The sequence below is a fragment of the Gilliamella sp. B14384G10 genome (assembly GCF_016101685.1).
GTDB classification, from domain to species: domain Bacteria; phylum Pseudomonadota; class Gammaproteobacteria; order Enterobacterales; family Orbaceae; genus Gilliamella; species Gilliamella apis_A.
This window is the reverse complement of record NZ_JACFQA010000007.1, coordinates 46,321-65,511: the sequence shown is the minus strand read 5'-3', so window position 1 is coordinate 65,511 and position 19,191 is coordinate 46,321. Positions and strand designations below refer to the sequence as shown.

The 19,191-nt window shown below is 34.9% G+C and carries 20 protein-coding genes and 1 pseudogene; 14 read left to right on the top strand and 7 right to left on the bottom strand.

Annotated features, from left to right (window positions below):
* Positions 1-92: pseudogene (locus H3T54_RS11370) on the top strand (elongation factor Tu); the annotation flags it as partial.
* Between the two features lie 579 nt (positions 93-671).
* On the opposite strand, the gene H3T54_RS11365 reads toward H3T54_RS11370, so the two are convergent.
* Positions 672-1,385: a Crp/Fnr family transcriptional regulator gene (locus H3T54_RS11365; protein ID WP_198201592.1), complete on the bottom strand. Its 714-nt coding sequence runs from the start codon at positions 1,383-1,385 to the stop codon at positions 672-674.
* A 218-nt stretch (positions 1,386-1,603) separates the two neighbouring features.
* Here H3T54_RS11365 and H3T54_RS11360 point away from each other — a divergent pair, with 218 nt between their 5' ends.
* The 10 genes from H3T54_RS11360 to ispC all read left to right on the top strand — a co-directional run bounded on the left by H3T54_RS11360 (position 1,604) and on the right by ispC (position 9,550).
* Positions 1,604-1,951, top strand: coding sequence for a cupin domain-containing protein (locus tag H3T54_RS11360; protein WP_198222588.1), 348 nt, complete (start codon positions 1,604-1,606; stop codon positions 1,949-1,951).
* A gap of 14 nt (positions 1,952-1,965) precedes the next feature.
* Positions 1,966-2,739, top strand: a complete 774-nt coding sequence (locus H3T54_RS11355) for a class I SAM-dependent methyltransferase (protein ID WP_198222586.1) — start codon at positions 1,966-1,968, stop codon at positions 2,737-2,739.
* 91 nt (positions 2,740-2,830) lie between these two features.
* Positions 2,831-3,166 (top strand): zinc ribbon domain-containing protein YjdM, encoded by a 336-nt coding sequence (locus H3T54_RS11350; protein ID WP_065579134.1) that lies wholly within the window; start codon positions 2,831-2,833, stop codon positions 3,164-3,166.
* Between the two features lie 356 nt (positions 3,167-3,522).
* Positions 3,523-4,260: a 30S ribosomal protein S2 gene (gene rpsB, locus H3T54_RS11345; RefSeq protein ID WP_065579133.1), complete on the top strand. Its 738-nt coding sequence runs from the start codon at positions 3,523-3,525 to the stop codon at positions 4,258-4,260.
* An 84-nt stretch (positions 4,261-4,344) separates the two neighbouring features.
* The gene (gene tsf / locus H3T54_RS11340) at positions 4,345-5,205 is read left to right on the top strand and encodes a translation elongation factor Ts (protein WP_198222584.1); all 861 of its coding nucleotides are present in this window, start codon (positions 4,345-4,347) and stop codon (positions 5,203-5,205) included.
* A gap of 119 nt (positions 5,206-5,324) precedes the next feature.
* Complete coding sequence (gene pyrH / locus H3T54_RS11335) at positions 5,325-6,059, top strand: UMP kinase (protein WP_065579131.1); 735 nt, start codon at positions 5,325-5,327, stop codon at positions 6,057-6,059.
* A gap of 28 nt (positions 6,060-6,087) precedes the next feature.
* Positions 6,088-6,645 carry a ribosome recycling factor gene (gene frr, locus H3T54_RS11330; RefSeq protein WP_110448720.1) on the top strand — a complete coding sequence of 186 codons (558 nt, stop codon included), beginning with the start codon at positions 6,088-6,090 and terminating at the stop codon, positions 6,643-6,645.
* 237 nt (positions 6,646-6,882) lie between these two features.
* Entirely contained in the window at positions 6,883-7,548 is a 666-nt protein-coding gene (deoC, locus tag H3T54_RS11325) for a deoxyribose-phosphate aldolase (protein WP_198222582.1), read from the top strand.
* 60 nt (positions 7,549-7,608) lie between these two features.
* The gene (gene deoR, locus H3T54_RS11320; protein WP_198222580.1) at positions 7,609-8,370 is read left to right on the top strand and encodes a DNA-binding transcriptional repressor DeoR; all 762 of its coding nucleotides are present in this window, start codon (positions 7,609-7,611) and stop codon (positions 8,368-8,370) included.
* A gap of 1 nt (position 8,371) precedes the next feature.
* The gene (ispC, locus tag H3T54_RS11315; protein WP_198222578.1) at positions 8,372-9,550 is read left to right on the top strand and encodes a 1-deoxy-D-xylulose-5-phosphate reductoisomerase; all 1,179 of its coding nucleotides are present in this window, start codon (positions 8,372-8,374) and stop codon (positions 9,548-9,550) included.
* A 44-nt stretch (positions 9,551-9,594) separates the two neighbouring features.
* Here the strand turns inward: ispC and bioB are convergent, their stop codons facing one another.
* From bioB to H3T54_RS11300, 3 genes are all read right to left on the bottom strand, one after another.
* Complete coding sequence (gene bioB, locus H3T54_RS11310) at positions 9,595-10,638, bottom strand: biotin synthase BioB (RefSeq protein ID WP_198222576.1); 1,044 nt, start codon at positions 10,636-10,638, stop codon at positions 9,595-9,597.
* Positions 10,639-10,936: 298 nt separating this feature from the next.
* Complete coding sequence (locus H3T54_RS11305; protein WP_370527385.1) at positions 10,937-11,500, bottom strand: sugar O-acetyltransferase; 564 nt, start codon at positions 11,498-11,500, stop codon at positions 10,937-10,939.
* Positions 11,501-12,460: an aminoimidazole riboside kinase gene (locus H3T54_RS11300; RefSeq protein ID WP_198222572.1), complete on the bottom strand. Its 960-nt coding sequence runs from the start codon at positions 12,458-12,460 to the stop codon at positions 11,501-11,503.
* A 291-nt stretch (positions 12,461-12,751) separates the two neighbouring features.
* Between H3T54_RS11300 and H3T54_RS11295 the strand changes: the two genes are divergently transcribed.
* Positions 12,752-14,221 carry a glycoside hydrolase family 32 protein gene (locus tag H3T54_RS11295; protein WP_198222571.1) on the top strand — a complete coding sequence of 490 codons (1,470 nt, stop codon included), beginning with the start codon at positions 12,752-12,754 and terminating at the stop codon, positions 14,219-14,221.
* Positions 14,222-14,261: 40 nt separating this feature from the next.
* Here H3T54_RS11295 and H3T54_RS11290 read toward each other — a convergent pair whose 3' ends face one another.
* Positions 14,262-15,266: a LacI family DNA-binding transcriptional regulator gene (locus H3T54_RS11290; protein WP_110448728.1), complete on the bottom strand. Its 1,005-nt coding sequence runs from the start codon at positions 15,264-15,266 to the stop codon at positions 14,262-14,264.
* A 204-nt stretch (positions 15,267-15,470) separates the two neighbouring features.
* Between H3T54_RS11290 and H3T54_RS11285 the strand changes: the two genes are divergently transcribed.
* Both H3T54_RS11285 and cysE read left to right on the top strand, forming a co-directional pair.
* On the top strand, positions 15,471-16,703 hold the full coding sequence (locus tag H3T54_RS11285; protein WP_198223332.1) for an oligosaccharide MFS transporter: 1,233 nt from the start codon (positions 15,471-15,473) through the stop codon (positions 16,701-16,703).
* 183 nt (positions 16,704-16,886) lie between these two features.
* Positions 16,887-17,648: a serine O-acetyltransferase gene (cysE, locus tag H3T54_RS11280; RefSeq protein ID WP_065579143.1), complete on the top strand. Its 762-nt coding sequence runs from the start codon at positions 16,887-16,889 to the stop codon at positions 17,646-17,648.
* A 58-nt stretch (positions 17,649-17,706) separates the two neighbouring features.
* On the opposite strand, the gene H3T54_RS11275 is transcribed toward cysE, so the two are convergent.
* Complete coding sequence (locus H3T54_RS11275; RefSeq protein WP_198222569.1) at positions 17,707-18,543, bottom strand: mechanosensitive ion channel domain-containing protein; 837 nt, start codon at positions 18,541-18,543, stop codon at positions 17,707-17,709.
* A 60-nt stretch (positions 18,544-18,603) separates the two neighbouring features.
* Complete coding sequence (gene slmA / locus H3T54_RS11270) at positions 18,604-19,191, bottom strand: nucleoid occlusion factor SlmA (protein ID WP_258334384.1); 588 nt, start codon at positions 19,189-19,191, stop codon at positions 18,604-18,606.

The window sequence follows — 19,191 nt, the reverse complement described above, 5'->3', positions numbered from 1 at the left end:
ACCCAATCGCAATGGCAGACGGCTTACGTTTCGCTATTCGTGAAGGTGGTCGTACTGTTGGTGCTGGTGTTGTTGCTAAGGTTATCAAATAATTTAAGCTTAACTAAAGAGCATGTTAAATGCTCTTACCAGTTCAAAAAAGGTGCACTTTGTGCACCTTTTTTATTTGCTATCTAATCAATACTGTTCGAATAACTAAAACAACTTAACTGATTTCCTCAAATTAGCTAGCGAAAATTATCATCTTTAGCTCTTTATTGGCTAAAAATACAAACAAGTATGCCATTATTTGCATAGCGAGAAATAGAATAACTAATCATATTCTCTAAAAATACAACAACTAACTAATAGCGCTAATAGCCACTTGTCACCAGCCAATACAACGATTAATTGTACGAATAATATGAATGCTTAATATCGAGATAAATAATTAACGTAGAGTTAATTATCAAAAACCTGATGGTTAATCAGTATATTTAAACTACGGATACTCCACAACTATCATACTATTACATTAGCGCCTGAAGAAAGAATAAATTAAAAACAATAAGATACATTATTTCTAACATTATGATTTAATCTAATAACAAACTTATTTTTTAGTTTTTTAAGATTTAAGGTAAAAATTGATGCTATCTGACAGTAATAATATTACTGTCAGATAGTGCTACTTAAAATGAACGTTGTGAAGGGAGTGTAAGTTGGTGAAGATAGGTTGTCTTTAAAATTGTTACCTGATTCAATTTAATTTCAATTATTTTTTGTTTACGCCAACTAGAAATTAGTCGGCTTAACGTTTCATAACGGATACCAAGCTTAGTTGCCAATTGACTGCGTGATATTGGTAACACAAAACTTATATCTTGTTTAGAAGATAACGATAAAATATAAGCCGCTAAACGCTGTTCTGCAGAACTGGATGTTAACCAATCGATGTTATTAATTTGTTCGTATAGTTTACTACTAAATTGCACTAACAAGCGTTGCATAACAATAGGATTATTCATACAAACTTGTAATACGCTATTTTTTTCAAGTAATAATAATGAGCAATTAGTTTTTGCTCGAATTGTCATCGGAAAGCGATTATGTGGCATAAACACTGCCGCAATGGCAACTAATTCATAAGGTGAAAAAATTCCAAAAACTTTTTCTTCACCTAAATAAGTATTTCTAAATACCTCGACTTCACCAGCAAGAACCAAAGAACAACCAGAAAATGGCATACCTTCATAGCTAATTAGCTCACCGGTACTAAATTCCATATAACTAGCATTTTCAAGGATCGGTATTAATGCATCAGTGGTTAGCCCATCAAACATTTTTACATTATTTAACCAAATCAAAATCTCATCTTGCGTTGGTATATTTTTGACAAATGTCATAGGGATTGCCTAATGATAACTTTAGAATGATTTCAATATAATTGATAATAATTCTTATTTCAATAAATAAAACTTTATTATTAATTGCCAATAACCATATGAAATATAATATTTTTTGTTAACAATAATAATTTAACTACTTATAACCTATATCATAAGCATTGGCCAAAATAACAATTATATTTTGTTTTGCACTTACTGAAAAACAGGAGAATCTTATGCCAAATAATACTATTCCCCCAGCACAAGAACTCAATTTAGCTTCATTAATTAAACAAACAGAGCAAGGTATTGCTAGTCGAGTGTTGGCTAAAACATCTGGTGGTAACTTAACCTTATTTGCTTTTGATAAAGAACAAGGGCTCTCTGAACATAGCGCACCATTTGATGCGATCGTTATGGTCATAGAAGGGCAATTAAATTTAATTATTGATGGCAAACTAGTTAAAGCTGAATCAGGAACGATAGTAAAAATGCCAGCTAATATCCCTCATGCTGTTGAAGCACCAATACCAGCAAAAATGCTATTAATTATGTTGAGAGAAATCACATTAAAGACTAATTAAACTAAGGATAGACAATGGAACAAATTAAAAAAGAAGCTGGCCATAAATTTCTTGCTCGTTTAGGGAAAACAAGGTTACGCCCAGGGGGAAAGAAAGCCACGGAATGGTTATTTAAACAAGCAGAATTTACGCTACAAAGTCGAGTTTTAGAAATTGCATGTAATATGGCTACGACATCTATTGATATTGCCAAACGATTTAATTGCCATATTATTGGTATTGATATGGACAAATCGGCATTAGCAAAAGCCAAACAAAATGTTATAAAAAATAATGTTAGTCAGTTAGTCGATATACAGCAAGCCGACGCATCCAAATTACCTTTCGCTGATAACAGCTTTGATGTTGTAATTAATGAAGCGATGTTAACCATGTATGCTGACAAGGCGAAAGCTCGCCTACTCAACGAATATTTTCGAGTATTGAAACCAGGTGGAAAATTATTAACGCATGACATTATGTTAGTAGATCCAGAAAACTCTCACGACGTAATGGCACAGATTCATAATGCGATCAATGTTAATGCACAGCCTATGAGTCATGATGAATGGATTAATCTTTTTTCAACTATAGGATTTATCAATATAAAATCAGAACATGCCGCTATGACGTTAATGTCACCACGAGGTATGATTACCGATGAAGGATTTTTGCGTGCAATCAAAATTGTTGGTAATGCATTACATAAACAAAATCGACCACAATTTATCCAAATGTTTAAAACATTTAGAAAAAATAAAAAATACCTTAATTACATTGCTATCTGTAGTGTCAAACCGAAAGAATAAAAACAATTAGGTATAGCTGAATATCATGACTAAACAGTCTTTTTTTGCTATAGTGGACGTCATTTTATTTAATTTGGATTAATGAAAAACTATGGAATCGATACCTAATTGCCCAGCTTGCCAATCTGAACATACTTACCACGATGGTACTTTTTATGTTTGTCCGGAATGTGCACACGAATGGGATCCAAATCAAGAAACTTCGACAACCGATGAATTACAAGTTAAAGATAGCAATGGCAATTTGTTAGTTGATGGCGATGATATTATTTTGATTAAAGATTTAAAATTAAAAGGCTCATCAACCGTCCTCAAAAAAGGTGCTAAAGCTAAAGGCATTCGTCTAGTAGACGGTGATCACGAAATTGATTGTAAAATCGATGGCATGAAAGTAATGCTTAAAGCCTGTTTTGTTAAAAAGGCTTAATGATTTAAAGCAACAAGCAACTTTTTTAATATAAGCTAATAAATTGACTTTGTTAGCTTATATCTTTATTTTTCCAGACCAAATCCACAACCTTTAATAAAAAAACAATATTTCACCACCGATAAAAATAAATACTTCTGGTAATCTTCATTTAAATGTGGTATAAAACGCGCGCTATATTTCAGATTATTTTTATTGAAAATAATAATGAAACATCAGCATAAAATTTAATAATTAATTAACGTTATAACACACACATATCATTACTCTTTGCCGGGGTGCCTTTTACTTAAAGTAATAAGGTCGGATAAAGCGGATATGTGGAGGCATAACCCCAACGTAAAAATGAGGAAATCATGACTACAGTATCAATGCGCGATATGTTACAAGCAGGTGTACATTTTGGACACCAAACTCGTTATTGGAACCCAAAAATGAAACCATTTATTTTTGGTGCTCGTAACAAAGTTCACATCATCAATCTTGAAAAAACAGTACCAATGTTCAATGAAGCATTAGCTGAATTAAACAAAGTTGCTGCGCGTAAAGGTAAAATTTTATTTGTTGGTACAAAACGTGCTGCAAGTGAAGCAATTAAACAAGCAGCTGAAAGCTGTGGACAATACTACGTTAATCACCGTTGGTTAGGTGGTATGTTGACTAACTGGAAAACAGTACGTCAATCAATCAAACGTTTAAAAGATTTAGAAACACAAGCTAATGATGGTACATTTGATAAATTAACCAAGAAAGAAGCACTTATGCGTGCTCGTGAAATGGCTAAATTAGAAAATAGCTTGGGTGGAATTAAAAATATGGGTGGCTTACCCGATGTGATTTTTGTTATTGGTGCAGACCATGAACATATCGCAATCAAAGAAGCTAACAATTTAGGTATTCCAGTCATTGCTGTTGTTGATACTAACTCAGATCCAGATGGTATTGATTACATTGTTCCTGGTAATGATGACGCAATCCGTGCAATTCAATTATATGCAAATGCAGTTGCTGAAGCAGTACGTTCAGGTCGTGAACAAAACCAATCTCCAGTATCTGAAGAAAGCTTTGTTGAAGAAGCTCCAGCAGCAGAATAATAAACTCAAATATTTTCAGGGTCGATAATATCGTCGACCCATTCTAATGAAAATCATCATAATGGTTAAATAGAGGATTTTAAAATGGCTGAAGTTACCGCTTCTATGGTAAAAGAACTGCGCGAAAGAACTGGCGCAGGTATGATGGAATGTAAAAAAGCATTAGTTGAAGCAAATGGTGATATCGATCTTGCTATCGACAACATGCGTAAATCAGGTCAAGCCAAAGCAGCTAAAAAAGCTGGTCGTGTGGCAGCTGAAGGTGTAATTATTTCTAAAATTTCAGCAGATAAAAAAGTTGGTGTTATTTTAGAAATTAACTGTGAAACTGACTTTGTTGCTAAAGATGCTGGTTTCTTAGAATTCAGTGATAAAGTAGCAATAGCTGCTTTAAATGATCAAATCACTGATATTGCAGCTTTACAAGCAAAATTTGAAGAAGAACGTACTGCATTAGTTGCAAAAATTGGTGAAAACATCGGTATCCGTCGTGTTCAACAAATCACTGGCGATGTAGTTGGTAGTTATCAACACGGTGCACGTATTGGTGTTTTAGTTGCAGCTAACAGTGGTTGTGATGAAGAATTAGTTAAACACATTGCAATGCACATTGCAGCAAGCAAACCAGAATATGTTGACCCTAGCGATGTACCTGCAGATGTGGTTGAGCATGAACGTAATATTCAAATTGATATTGCAATGCAATCTGGTAAACCTCGTGAAATCGCAGAAAAAATGGTTGAAGGCCGTATGCGTAAATTCACTGGTGAAGTATCACTTACTGGTCAACCATTTGTAATGGATCCAAGCAAAACAGTTGGTGCTTTACTTGCTGAGAAAAAAGCGACTGTTGCATCATTTATCCGCTTTGAAGTGGGTGAAGGTATCGAGAAAGTCGAAGTTGATTTTGCAGCAGAAGTGGCTGCGATGTCGAAACAATCTTAATTGTTTTATTAAAACCGCCTTCATGGCGGTTTTGTTTATCCACAAAATATTTTAAAATGATTGCCAGCTAGTTATGCTAGCTTTTTAAGTAATAAAATAACGAAATAGTGAGACTTCATATGGTAACCCCTTTCTATAAACGTATCCTTCTTAAACTTAGTGGTGAAGCGCTGCAAGGTGATGAAGGTTTTGGTATTGATCCAACCGTTCTTGATCGTATGGCACAAGAAATTAAAGAACTTATCGACATGGGAGTTCAGGTTGCTGTTGTTATTGGGGGTGGTAATCTATTTCGTGGTGCAGGACTTGCTAAAGCAGGCATGAACCGTGTTGTTGGTGACCATATGGGTATGCTTGCCACAGTAATGAACGGTCTTGCTATGCGTGATGCGTTGCACCGAATTGAAGTTAATGCCCGTTTGATGTCGGCAATTCCATTAAACGGCGTTTGTGATGATTATCGCTGGACTGAAGCAATCAGCTTACTTAAACATGGTAAGGTCGTTATCCTTTCGGCTGGAACCGGTAACCCATTTTTCACAACTGACTCAGCAGCCTGTTTACGAGGTATTGAAATTGAAGCTGATGTGGTTTTAAAAGCAACCAAAGTTGATGGTGTTTATTCAGCCGATCCTGTAAAAGATCCTAATGCAACACTTTATAAAACACTTAATTACGAGAAAGTGTTAGATGATGAATTAAAAGTGATGGATTTAGCCGCATTTACATTAGCACGTGATCATAATCTACCAATTTGTGTGTTTAATATGAATAAACCCGGTGCATTACGTCGCGTCATTCTAGGTGAATCAGAAGGAACATTAATCAATAATCAGGCTACAGTTAGCTGCTAGTCTTATTTATTTAAAAAGGTTTTTTATTATGCTAAATGAGATTCAAAAAGAAGCGCAAGAGCGCATGGAAAAAAGTATTGATGCGTTTCAGAATCATATTTCTAAAATTAGAACTGGTCGTGCATCGCCAAGTTTATTAGATGGCATTATGGTTGAGTATTATGGTAGCCCAACACCACTTCGTCAATTAGCCAATATCGTTGCTGAAGATGCAAGAACCCTTGCAATTACAGTATTTGATAAATCATTAACACCATTAATTGAAAAAGCAATTTTAACTTCAGATTTAGGATTAAATCCGGCATCAGCGGGTACCGTTATTCGAGTTCCTCTGCCACCGCTTACTGAAGAGCGCCGTCGTGATTTAACTAAAATTGTTCGTGGTGAGGCAGAGCAAGGCCGTGTATCGATCCGTAATATCCGTCGTGATGCCAATGATCAAATCAAAGCATTATTGAAAGATAAAGAAATTTCTGAAGATGATGAACGTAAATCACAAGATTTAATTCAAAAAGCAACCGATGTTGCTATTAAAAAATTAGATGCAGTACTTGCTGAGAAAGAGAAAGAATTAATGGAATTCTAATCTATTTCAAAAATTCATAAATATCATTTTGACGCCCAGTTTTATTAAATTGGGCGTTTTTATTTATTTCTTTAACATATTAATACTAGTTGTTATATTTCAAATTCTCACAAATTAGCGATATAATGTTATTAAAGTAACATTATTTGGCTATATTTGTTATTTTTATAACATTACTATTTACAAATTAACAAAATTAACTAGCTTTAACATTAATAAAAATTTAAGGAAATCTTTATGGATTATGCAAAGTATATTGATCATACTTTATTAGCGATGAATGCGACTGAAGATCAAATTCGAAAACTCTGTGATGAAGCAAAAGAATATCATTTTTATTCTGTCTGCGTTAATTCTGGCTATGTACCTTTAGTGGCAGAGTTATTAAAAGGTAGTGATGTAAAAGTATGTTCAGTAGTCGGTTTTCCACTTGGCGCTATGCTTACGTCAGCTAAAGCTTATGAAACAGAAATGGCTGTTAAAGCTGGTGCAGAAGAAATTGATATGGTAATCAATGTCGGTTGGCTAAAAAGCAATAATTGGGATGCAGTTAAAAATGATATCGAAGCGGTATTCAAAGCCTGCGGTTCAGTACCATTAAAAGTTATCTTAGAAACTTGCTTATTAACCAAAGAAGAAATTGTTAAAGTTTGTACAATTTGTAAAGATATTGGCGTTGCTTTTGTCAAAACATCTACCGGCTTTAGTACTTCTGGCGCAACAGTTGAAGATGTAAAATTAATGCGTGAAACGGTCGGTAAAAATATGGGCGTGAAAGCGTCTGGTGGTATTCGTGATCGTATGACTGCCGAAAAAATGGTTCAAGCTGGTGCAAATCGTTTAGGCGCAAGTGCTGGTATTGCAATCGTTTCAGGTAACAGTACATCATCTAGCAATTACTAATCAATCATAACAATAAGTTACATATATATTATGTAGCTTATTGTTATTTAGGAAATAACAATGGAAACTCAACCACAAAAAAGAATAAATGAACTCCTTGAAATCCTAAAAAACACTGACAAGATCCACCTAAAAGCAGCGGCTGAACAATTAACCGTGTCAGAAATGACTATCAGGCGTGATCTTAACAATTGCCCCTCCTCATTAATTGTCTTAGGTGGCTATATTGTCAATGAAGACCGTCATTCAATCGCAAAGTATTTCGTTTCAGATCAGCAGGATAAGCAAGTTGAAGAAAAAGCTTATATTGCAAAACTTGTTAGTCAATTTATCAATGAAAACGATACAATATTTTTTGATTGTGGTACCACCATGCCTTTTATCATTAACGCAATAGATAATGATATTGCATTTACTGCTATCTGTTATTCATTAAATAGTTTATTGGCACTACAACATAAACCTAAATGTAAGATCATTTTATGCGGTGGTCAATTCCAACCAAATAACGCTATCTTTACAAGTTTACATCAATCCAACCAGTTAAATTCTATCTGTCCGAATAAAGCCTTTATTTCAGCAGCAGGTATTGATTTGCAACAAGGGGTAACTTGTTATCATTTTGAAGAATTAGAGATGAAGCAACAAGCAATGAAAAAATCAGCGCAAAAAATCTTGATTGCCGATCATACTAAATTTAATCAAATAAAGCCGGCATTTATTAGTGAATTAACTTTGTTCGATCAGATAATTACTGATAAACTGCCCGATGAGCAATTTATCTCTTTTTTTAATGAAAATAACATAAGTTTAATTTACTAATATGAAAAATATCACAATTTTAGGCTCAACTGGTTCAATAGGTTGCAGCACTTTGGCCGTTATTCGACAAAATCGAGATTTATTTAAAGCATTTGCTTTAACTGGTGGGCAGAATGTTGGCAAAATGACGGAACAATGTTTAGAATTTAGACCAAATTATGTCGCAATGGCTGATGAACAAGCGGCACAGCAACTTAAAAAAAATCTGCTTGAGCTAAAATTAAATATTGAAGTATTACATGGTCAACAAGCTATATGCGATTTAGCAGAGCTTACCGAAGTAGATATGGTAATGGCAGCTATAGTCGGGGCAGCAGGATTAAAACCAACACTTGCCGCCATAAAGAAAGGTAAACGAATTTTATTAGCAAATAAAGAATCTTTGGTAACTTGTGGTCATTTATTTATGCAGGCAGTCAAACAGTATGGTGCACAGCTATTACCTGTTGATAGTGAACACAATGCAATCTTTCAGAGCCTACCAACAACAGTCCAACAAAATTTAGGATTTGCTAATTTAACCGATTATGGTATCACTAAAATTGTCTTAACGGGTTCTGGAGGGCCATTTAGAGATTTACCACTCAATCAATTATCTAGTGTCACACCCGAACAAGCTATTGCTCATCCTAACTGGTCAATGGGTAAGAAAATTTCTATCGATTCGGCCACCATGATGAATAAAGGACTAGAATATATTGAAGCCCGTTGGCTATTTAATGCTAGTGCTGACGAGATGGAAATTATAATTCATCCACAATCAATAATACATTCAATGGTTCGTTACCAAGATGGTAGCGTAATTGCCGAGCTCGGAATGCCTGATATGTGTACACCAATAGCCTATGCTATGTCATATCCAGATAGAATTTCCTCAACGGTCCCAGCATTAGATTTTACTAAAATTTCATCGATCACTTTTACTCAACCTGATTTTAATCGCTATCCTTGTTTAAAATTAGCGATTGATGCATTTAATCAAGGACAAGCCGCGACTACGGCACTTAATGCGGCTAATGAAATTGCTGTAGAGGCATTTCTTCAAAACAAAATCGGCTTTATGGATATTGCTAAACAGGTATCAACAGTTTTAGAAGCACTTGATTTTCCTGAACCAACCACGATTGAAGACGTATTTGCTATCGATCTATGGGCAAGACAAACCTGCGCAAAATTATAGCAATACGGCCAAAAAGTTAAGATTAATGTTCTTATATTTAAATCTTAAGAATTATCGCTAGATTGATTATTTTGCACTTGCTCACTAATTGCCTGCACAATAGCTGCCTTATGTACCTCATCGCTATAATCTTGGATCTTTTCTGGACTAATTCCTAATTTAAAAAATAAAGCATTATCTTTATCGACTTGCGGATTAGATGTAGTTAATAACTTATCACCATAAAATATTGAATTAGCACCGGCTAAAAAAGCCAGTGCTTGCATTTGCTCATTCATTTGTTCTCTTCCTGCTGACAAGCGTATATAAGATTTAGGCATCATAATACGAGCGACAGCTAGCATTCTAATAAAATCAAATGGTTCAATATCTTTTTCATTTGCTAACGGAGTACCTTTAACCTTGACTAAATTATTAATGGGAACACTTTCTGGGTGTTCGTCTAAATTGGCAAGTTGTATCAATAAATTGGCTCGATCTCTTAAAGTTTCCCCCATACCCAAAATACCACCCGAGCAAATTTTAATACCAGCTTCTCTTACATAAGCCAATGTTTGTAAACGCTCACTGTATGTACGAGTAGTAATTATTTGCTGATAAAACTCAGGTGATGTATCTAAATTATGATTATAAAAATCTAAACCAGCATCGGCTAATGCGTAAGCCTGTAGCTGGGATAATTGCCCCAGAGTCATGCAGGTTTCCATTCCCAGAGCTTTAACACCTTTTACCATCTCCAAGAGATAAGGCATATCGCGATTTGTTGGATGCTTCCAAGCAGCGCCCATACAAAAACGTGTAGCCCCAATAGTTTTGGCTGTTTTAGCTTCTTCTACTACTCTTTGTACTTCAAGTAATTTTTCTTTTTCTAAGCCAGTATCATGATGGATAGACTGAGGACAATATTTACAATCTTCAGGACAAGCACCGGTCTTTATTGATAACAGGGTAGAAACCTGTACTGTATTTGCATCAAAATATTGTCGATGTATGGTTTGTGCTTTGAAAATAAGATCATTGAAAGGTAATTGAAAAGTATCCATTACTTCAGACAATACCCAGTCATGACGAATGCCATTTAATGACATAGAAAATCCTTTTAACAATCAACATAAATCTGCATGCATCATAATACATAACCCTACATTGTCAACTATTTCAATATAAAATAGTTGACATTAAAAGAGCTATTTTGCTATACAAAAGTTTATTGAACTGAAAACAGATATCTTGCACATAAAGTTATTCATTCGCGAGTAAATTGATACAAGGCTCGAGCAACAAACTAGCTAATATTTTCTCATTTTATTAGCCATTTGTTTAGCGTATAAAGCAGGATTATCGCTTATAAATGATTGCAAAAATGCACGCTATCATTTAGTGCAATTAATGCTCTTTTAATGTTTTATGTACACGACAAGGGGTGCCCATAGCAATAACATTGCTAGGTATATCACGATCAACAATGCTTCCGGCAGCAATAACACTATTATCACCAATTGTTACACCTGGTAATACAATAACATTACCGCCAATCCAAACATTATTACCAACCGTAATCGGTTTAGCAAACTCCAATCCACTACTCCTTGTTTGGCTATCAAGTGGATGACCTGAAGTATAAAAACCACAATTGGGCGCGACAAGGACATTATCACCAAATGTTACTTTAGCTGCGTCTAATATAATACAGTTAAAATTAGCAAAAAAATCCTCGCCGATTTCAATATTATAGCCGTAATCACACTGAAAACAGGGCATTATGGTAAATTTCTGTTTCGTTTTTCCTAATAATGTCTTGAATAATCGTTGCCGTTTATCAATAGCACTTGGCGATAATTGATTTAACTGAAAACAGATATCTTGAGCATAAAGTCGTTCATTTTCAAGTTCATCGATACTAGGATCATAAAGTAGTCCTGTTAGCATTTTTTGTTTTTCTGTCATTATTTAAACCATTTGTTTAGCCATTAGCGCTGGGTTATCACTAATAAAGGATTGTAAAAATGCACTATCCGGTAATGCTGTTAATGCGCCTTTTTTAGTAGTCGCCAATGCCCCACAAGCGCTGGCTATCGTCATCATACTTTCTAACATTAATTTATCTTCCGGCATTCCCGATGAGGCAATACTACTAAGTAATCCAGCAACAAACGCATCGCCTGCGCCTGTTGTATCAAGACTATTAACATGGAAAGAGTCGAAACTAAACGTTTTACCTTGCCATAACACAATACTACCGTCTTTACCTTTAGTAATTAATTTAAGTGGTGCATTATAATGTTGTTGCAGTTTATTAAGTGCTACATGCCAATCTTGACTTTCCGTTAACCAGAATAGCTCTTCATCTGAAAGTTTAAGAATATCTGCATCGTGACAAAATTGGGTAATAATAGTACGCATTTCATTTTTATCCTGCCACATTTGTTCGCGCAAATTAATATCAAAGCTAATTAAGCCATTCTTGGCTGTCAGTTTTTCAATGGCTGTTTTTAATGTTTGTCGACAGGTTGTGCCAACTAACGCCAAAGAACAAAAATGTAAAATGTCCTGATTAAAATCCGGCAATGCTTGTTCAGATAAAAATTGATCAGCTGAAGGCGAAACAAGAAAAGTGAAACTGCGTTCGCCATTATCTCCTAAATCAACTACCACAGTACTCGTTCTATGCTCATCGTCCTTTTCAAGACTTTGACAATCAACATGATGTTCACAAAAAGTTTTTTCCATAAATTGGCCAAATGGATCATTACCGACTCGACCAATAAAAGCCGATGGTAGCCCTAACTTAGCTATCGCAATGGCAACATTCGCTGGAGCACCGCCAGCACAGGCTCGATAGTTCATTTCACCAAATGGCAATAAGTCAATAACGGCATCACCAAGAGACCATACTTTTGTATTTTTCATTTTGTCACTCATATTATTGTTAAAAAGGATTGAATGTATGTAACACGATTAATGTTATTGCACTATACTTTTCGATTAAATTAGTTAATTAATGACTAATTAATTGATATGCTGATAATCAATATTAATAATAAACTAAATCATTGATAAAAAAAATCATTGTTAACGTTAAAAATATGTGACTAGTATCACATAAATTAACGTTTATTTTATTAAAAGTTAACGTTAACAACTATTTTGAGGTAGTATGTAATTATATTAACTTAACTCAATTTGAACGAAGGTAATGTTATGAATACTGCAATTGATAAAGCAAACCAAGCTGTAGAAAAACTAGAACAACAAATAAATAAACAGTATTACCCTCATTTTCATTTAGCACCACCAGCTGGCTGGATGAACGATCCCAATGGATTAGTTTATTATAAAGGGCAATATCATGCCTTTTATCAACATCATCCTTATGATGAAAATTGGGGGCCTATGCATTGGGGTCATGCGGTAAGTGATGATCTGATTACATGGCGAAGATTACCTATTGCTATTGCACCCGATCATGATTATGACCAAAGCGGTTGTTTCTCTGGTTCAGCCGTAGATAATAATGGTGAACTGTGTTTAATTTACACTGGTCATATCTGGCTAAATGGTCAAGGTAATGATGAACATATTCGTGAAACCCAATGTCTTGCTACCAGTAAAGATGGTATTCATTTTGAAAAACATGGTACTGTGCTGACACCAAAAGAAGGGATTATGCATTTTCGTGATCCTAAAGTTTGGCAACAACAAGGAAAATGGTGGATGGTGGTTGGGCAACGAGAAGCCAATGACATTGGGCAAGTATTGCTTTATCGTTCTACTGACTTAAAAGATTGGATATTTGATCAAGTACTTATCAGTGATATTGATCCTAATGTTTATATGCTTGAATGTCCTGACTTTTTCCCATTGGGTGATAAATGGATCTTGATGTTTTCACCGCAAGGCATGCACGCTAAAGGTTATCAATATCGTAATCGATTCCAATCGGGTTATATTGTTGGCGATTGGCAACCTGGTAAACCATTTACCGTCATTAAATCATTCCAAGAGATGGATTTTGGTCATGATTTTTATGCACCACAATCATTTCTTGCCGCTGATGGTCGCCGAATTGTATTTGCATGGATGGATATGTGGGAGTCAAAAATGCCAAGTAAACACGATAAATGGATGGGGGCATTTACTTTACCACGTGAATTAATCCTCGATCGCCAAAACAAAGTTCGTAACCGACCAGTGAAAGAACTTGAAGCTTTACGAGAAAAACCGCAATCATTAACCAATATCACATTAAATAATGAATTAAAAAATACCAATATAGAGTCAATTAGTTGTGAACTTAATGTTGAAATTGATTTAGCCAATAGTAATGCCGAACGTTTTGGCTTACAACTCGCTGCCACCCCAGATGGTAAACAAGCTACATTATTGTATATTGACTTGCAATCTAATCGACTGGTTCTTGATCGAAGCCTTTCTGGACTCGATTTAAAAGGTTATCGCAGCGTGGCATTACCAAGAAACAAAAAAGTAACATTGCATATTTTTGTGGATGCATCATCAGTCGAGGTTTTCGTCAACAAAGATTTATATAGTCTTTCAAGTCGTATTTATCCAAAATTACCTGCTACACGCTTAATTAATTTATTTGCTGAAAATGGACAAGCAAGAATTAGCAAATTAGAAAGCTGGCAACTAAAATCTATTTATCAGTAATCGCTAATAAAAACCACCATAATATGGTGGTTTTTTTTCTCTAGACAGATTCTCGTGCTAAATAAGGCGATGGGATATGCGTGACATTTTTTTCGCTTAGGCCATTAATGATATGTAAGGCAGCAGCTTGTCCTATTTCGTAATGAGGTAATTGCACGGTAGTCAGTGCAGGATAAAAAAGCTCACCAGTGCCAACCATATTATCATACCCAAGAACGGCGATATCCTTTGGTATATGAAACCCTTTGCTAAGTAAAAATTGATATGCAACAAAAGCGATGCGGTCATTACCGCAGATCAATACATCAAAATCAGGTTTTTTAATACAATGTTTTGCTAAGATCTCTACCGTCATCATATACTCTAACGCAAGATTATCAGGGGATATAGACGTATGATAGCTTTTGATATCCGCTAAATCATTACCTGCATCTAGCCATGCTTGTTCAACCGCTTTACGTCTAATTTTACCGGCTAAGGTATTTTCTGATAAATAAATGCAGAGTGGTTTTTTATAGCCTTTGTTGATCACGTTTTGCATGGCTTGATACTGACCAGAATAATCATCAGGAATGTAACAAGCAAGTTGTTCTGAATCACTAATACAATTGGCTAACACTAGATTCTTACCTAATAGTTTTTCAGGTAGTTGAACTTTTCTTAATCCCATTGTGGTATAAATAATACCATTAGGCCGATAAGATAAAAGCGTATTAATCGCATGATCTGCATCTTTATCATCAAATAAATTGACGATAAATGTATTCCAACCATGTTGCTGTGCCGTTTTTTCTATTGCTTGAAGTAATTCAACTGAAAATGGTGTCGTTGCCGTTTCTAAGGCCAACACGCCAATAGCATGTGGTCCTGAATTATCACCTCGAATTTTACGTGCCGATAAGTCAGGCACATAATTTAATTCTTCAATAGCTTTCTTCACTTTTTTATAAGTTTGTTTATTTAATTTTTCAGGATTATTGATCGCTCGAGACACTGTCATTAATGAAACAGATGCCAGTTTAGCCACATCCTTTAGTGAAGCCATAGTTGGATCCTTTTACTCAGCATAAAAACAATTAATATTTAGTTAGTGTGATGATACCACAAATAAAAATGATAAAAAGTGTGAGGAAAGTAACATTTATGAAATCTGATTGTATCTATTTTATTTCAATTATGGCCATAATGTTAACATTAACATGTTAACGTTAAACCACCCAATAGAAGAGAATGAAAAATGAATATAGATATGATAAAAAATAAAAATTATTGGTTCTCATCAGGCTATCTTATTACCTTTTATGCTGCATGGTCGCTTTGGTGGTCTTTTTATGCGATTTGGCTTAAAAGCAAAATTGGATTATCCGGTGAACAACTAGGGGTTGTGTATGCAGCTAATTCGGCTGCAGCCATGTTTTTTATGATCTTTTACGGTATCATTCAAGATAAATTACAGATAGGAAAGGCGGTTGTTACTTTTCAAAGTATCATGATGATACTAATTGGCCCTTTTTTGATTTATGTTTATGAACCCCTATTAAGGCAGGATTTTATATTAGGTGTTTGTATCGGCGCACCGGTATTAAGTGCGGGCTTTATATCGGGCAGTGCTTTAATTGATTCATTTATCGAGCGGATAAGTCGTTTATGTAACTTTGAATTTGGCCCAGCAAGATTTTGGGGCTCATTTGGCTATGCTGCTGCGACTTTTGTTGCCGGTATTTCATTTGGCATTGATCCACATATTAACTTTTGGCTCGCTTCTGGCGTCGCAGCTATCTATTTCATCATTAATTTATTTTTTAAACCTACACAAAAATTATCGGTAAGCAATAACACACAGCAAATAATAGTACCGAAGCCTAACATTCCAACAATCAGTGAAATATTTTCACTTTTTGCTCTTCGTAAATTTTGGCTATTTGTTGTCTTTATTATCGGTACTTTCAGTTTTTATACCATTTATGATCAGCAGCTATTCCCGAATTTTTACACCAGCTTTTTCGAAAAAGAGGAAACCGGTTATAAAATTTATGGTTATTTAAATTCATTCCAAGTTTTTCTTGAAGCAAGTTGTATGATTATTGCACCTTATTTTATTAATAAATTGGGAGCTAAAAAATCACTATTAGTGGCGGCATTAGTGATGATTTGTCGAATAGGTTTATCAGCAAGCTTAGATAATGTCTACCTAGTCTCTTTGGTCAAACTATTTCATGCAATTGAAATTCCACTGTTTATTTTAGCTATGTTCAAATATATTGTAGCTAATTTTGATGCTAGACTTTCAGCAACACTTTATTTGGTTGGTTTTAATATTTCGTCAAATTTAGGGGTTATTGTGTTGTCAAAACCTGTGGGTAAATTATTTGATAATCATGGCTATTCATCCACTTTTTATATACTTGCTAGTATCGTGCTAATCATTTCATGCATCGCGATATTTACTTTAAGTGATAATAAACAAGCAAATAATCAATAACAATTCAATAATCGAATAAAAAAATGGGAACCGTTGGTTCCCATTTCACAAATTATCAGCGGTTTGTCTATTAAAGCTTGCGTCTATCCATTGTTTGCGAAACAATACCAAATATCATAACTAATGTTTAAATCTATATAGGTATTTGGCGTGAATACAAGCAAAAAAATTGTTAAACCAGCTATGTTGTGGCAAACAATTCGACAAGAAGCATCGAAACTGGTTGAAAGTGAACCAATGTTAGCGAGTTATTTCCATGCAACATTACTTAATCATGAAAATCTAGGTAGTGCCTTAAGTTACATTTTAGCCAATAAACTTGCCACCCAAGTTGTACCTGCAATTGAAATCCGCGAGATAGCCAGACAAGCTTATCAGGCTGATGATAATATTATCCATGCCGCCATTACCGATATTCTAGCTGTGTACGTTCGTGACCCCGCCACGAATTACTATTCAACGCCATTGCTCTATTATAAAGGTTTCCTCTCATTACAAGCTTATCGAATTGCACACTGGCTTTGGAAACAAGATCGTAAATCATTAGCAACCTTCTTACAGAGCCAAATTGCCATTGTTTTTGGTGTTGATATTCATCCGGCAGCCCAAATAGGTTGTGGTGTTATGTTTGACCATGCAACAGGTATTGTCATTGGTGAAACGGTAGTGATTGAAAATGATGTCTCTATCCTACAATCAGTTACTTTAGGAGGCACCGGTAAAGAAAATGGCGATCGTCATCCGAAAATTCGTGAAGGCGTCATGATTGGTGCCCATTCGACAATATTAGGGAATATTGAAATTGGCAAAGGCGCTAAAATTGGTGCCGGTTCAGTAGTTCTAGAGCCTGTACCAGAACATACTACGGTGGCAGGTGTGCCAGCTAAAATCGTTGGTTGTCCTGACTGTGATAAACCAGCATTAAATATGGATCAAGATATCTAACTGCAAAAAGAAATGTTGTATTCCGTTGCTAACCAACAACGGATACAATAGTTGAAAATTATGATTGAGAGTTTACATTTACATCCATAGTTGGATATGGAATGTTGATACCATTTTCAGTTAAGCCATTTTTAATATTTTCAAGTAGTTCAGCCTTTACTGGCCCATAATTGGCATTGAGAGTCCAAACTAAAACATTAAAATTCATCGATGAAGCATCCAATAAATCCAAACGGATAATTGAATCTTTACTTGTTAAGATATTATTCGTTTTATTCACTGCTTGATTTAAAACTTGATAAACCTTTTGAATATCTGAATCATAACCAACATTAACGACTAAATCTAAACGTCTTTCTGGCAAACGAGTATAGTTAATAATATTAGCACTAACCACTTGCCCATTTGGAATGACAACAACTTCATTAGTTGGTGTAACAATAGTCGTTGAAAAAATTTGAATAGAATCAATCACCCCTCTTTGGTTATTAATAACCACGGTCTCACCGACTTTGAAAGGACGAAAAATAATTAAAATCACGCCAGCAGCAAAATTTGACAAAGATCCCTGTAAGGCTAAACCGACAGCTAATCCGGCGGCACCTATCACGGCAACAATTGATGCTGTTTGGACACCTAATTGTCCCAGTACAGCAACTAAAGTCATTACAATAATGGCGTAATAGGATAAAGAACTGACAAATTTAACTACAGTTGGATCAACGTGACGATTGGTTAATATTCTTCTTAGCTGACGAGCAACAAATTTAGCAATTGTTCGGCCAATAATAAAAATAATAATAGCAAAACAAAAATGTGCTACATAACTTAATACTACCCCATCATATTTTTCTATAAAAAATAGAATCTGATTGGTTATATTTTCAAAATTCATGAAATTATCCTCTGTAATAATAACAGAAATAGTTAGAACAATAATTGTTAGTAAGTCGAGTTAAACTAACTGTTTTGCTAATAAAGCCCAACGGGTTTCAAAGTTTGTTGTAGGTAGATACTTAAAACCTGAACGAGAATAACGTGCCATCATTCCTTCGCAAAATGCAAGCAATTGACTAGCTAAAATACGTTCATCAGTAATAAAAGCAATACCTTCGCGAATTTTTCTTTCTCGTATGACTTGCTTTATCTGAGTTTCGATTCGTTCAAATAATTGACTAATTCGATCTTGTAATTGTTCTTGTTCAAACATTAAGGCATGCCCAGTCATGATACGAGTCAGGCCGGGATTTTTTTCAGAAAAGCCAAGTATTAAGGCTAAAATAAGTTGCAGTCGAGCAAAGGTATTTGGTTCATCTTGCATAATCACATTAATACGAGAAAGCAAAATATCTTCAATATAAACAATTAAGCTCTCAAACATTTTCGTCTTACTAGGAAAATGTCGATACAATGCTGCTTCAGAAACACCAACCGTTGCGGCTAACTTAGCTGTTGTTATTCGTTGCGTACCTTCATTAGATTCAAGCATAGCTGCCAATGCTTGCAGGATATCTTCTTTACGATTTTTATTTTTGCTACTCAC